General features: G+C 65.5%; 2 protein-coding genes. Both read right to left on the minus strand.

Translation table 11 applies throughout. The features are described from left to right. Positions 1–387: 387 nt before the first annotated feature. Positions 388–1,581, minus strand: coding sequence for an IS91 family transposase (locus QU44_RS16885; protein WP_081988141.1), 1,194 nt, complete (start codon positions 1,579–1,581; stop codon positions 388–390). Between the two features lie 6 nt (positions 1,582–1,587). Then, a partial coding sequence (locus QU44_RS16890) for a tyrosine-type recombinase/integrase (RefSeq protein WP_033923576.1) occupies positions 1,588–1,823 on the minus strand: 236 nt, incomplete at its 5' end.

Genomic DNA, 1,823 nt, shown 5'->3' on the forward strand with positions numbered 1-1,823 from the left:
CGCGAGCAACCAGTCAGGGTATCCGCGCATAAATTGACCGGATGACCGCTTTCAGGGCGGTCAGATTGGATTACGGATGACCGGGAATGTGAAGGATATCGGATGCCGGCAGGCGTACGATATCCTCCAAAGCAGGAAGCCGTGGGCCACGCGTGCTGACCTATGGGGATTTCGGTTTTCGCGGCATTGTGGGTCGGGCGCGGCGATTGGCGGGACTCGCGTCGGCGGGTCGGAACATGCTCCTCAGGGACGATGTGCATCGTAAATGTAGGGCCGGATCGATGGCTGAGATGGCCGCTGGAGCGATTAACCGGGTTGCCAGCGCGAGCGGCATCGCTGCCGCAAGCACAAGACTTTCGGCGCGCGATGAGGCTGGGCCATGCCGGATCATGACGTGGTCGTCCCGGTCGCTGCGATGCCGTGCGGCGGTGCGCGCGGCTGTCGCCAGCGTTCGAACGTCTCGATGATGACCATCTGCCCGCCGCAGCATGGGCATGGCGGGCGGACGTCAGTCGGTTCGTCGAGCGGGTCGGTGTCGGGCTGCGAAGCGACGCCGAGCAGCCGACGGGCCTGGTCGAGCTGAGCCTTGCGGGTGGCACCGGCGAGCAGGCCGTAATGGCGGATGCGGTGGAAGCCCTTTGGCAGGACGTGGAGCAGAAAGCGGCGGATGAACTCGTCTGCGGCCAGCGTCATCGTCTGCTGCCGGTCGGCGCCGTCGCGGCGATAATCTTTGTAGTGGAAGGTGACGCCGGTGTCGTCGAAGCGCAGGAGTCGGCTGTTTGAGATCGCGACCCTGTGGGTGTAGCGCGACAGATAGGCGAGCACCGCCTCGGGTCCGGCGAACGGTGGCTTGGCATAGACCACCCAGTTCTTTTTGCGGACCGGCGACAGATGCCGCAGGAACGCGCGACGGTCGGCCAGATGCGCGAGTCTGCCGTAAAAGCCGAGCCGACCAGCCTCGCGCAGCGCCATCAGCCGGGTCAAGAATAGACGGCGGAACAGCTTGCCCAGCACCTTGACCGGCAGCAGGAACGCAGGCCGCGAGGATATCCAGCGCGTGCCGTCACGGGCGATGCCGCCACCCGGCACGATCATGTGGACATGCGGGTGGTGGGTCAGCGCTGAGCCCCATGTATGCAGCACGGCGGTGATGCCGATGCGCGCGCCGAGGTGCTTCGGGTCGGCGGCGATCGTCAGCATCGTCTCGGACGCCGCCTTGAACAGCAGATCGTAGACCAGCGGCTTGTTGTGGAATGCGATATCGGCAACCTCAGCGGGCAGCGTGAACACGACGTGGAAGTATCCCACGGGCAACAGATCGGCTTCACGCTCCGCCAGCCAGGTACGTGCGGCCGCACCTTGGCAACGCGGACAATGCCGGTTGCGGCAGCTGTTATAGGCAACGCGCCAATGCCCGCACTCCGTACAGGCCTCAGTGTGTCCGCCCATGACGGCTGTGCGGCAATGCTCGATTGCCGACATGATCTTCAACTGGTGCAGGCTCAGATGCCGGGCATGCGCGGCGCGATATGCAGGTCCTGCGGAACGGAAGATGTCGGCGACCTCGAGGGAGGTGCGCACGTAGGCTCAACCGGCGGGCGGCCCTGTTCGCTCCTGGCCCTCCATCAGCGCCATCAGCCGGTCGAGCGGACCGGTGACCGCGCGGATCGTGCGCGTCGCGACCTTGGTGTACAGCGCGGTCGTCTCGAGCTTGCTGTGCCCGAGCAAGACCTGGATGACGCGGATGTCGACGTCCTGCTCGAGCAGGTGGGTGGCAAAACTGTGCCGCAGGGTGTGCGGGCTGACGCGCTTGCGGATGCCCG

It is taken from the genome of Sphingomonas sp. 37zxx (assembly GCF_000786205.1).
Classification (GTDB): domain Bacteria; phylum Pseudomonadota; class Alphaproteobacteria; order Sphingomonadales; family Sphingomonadaceae; genus Sphingomonas.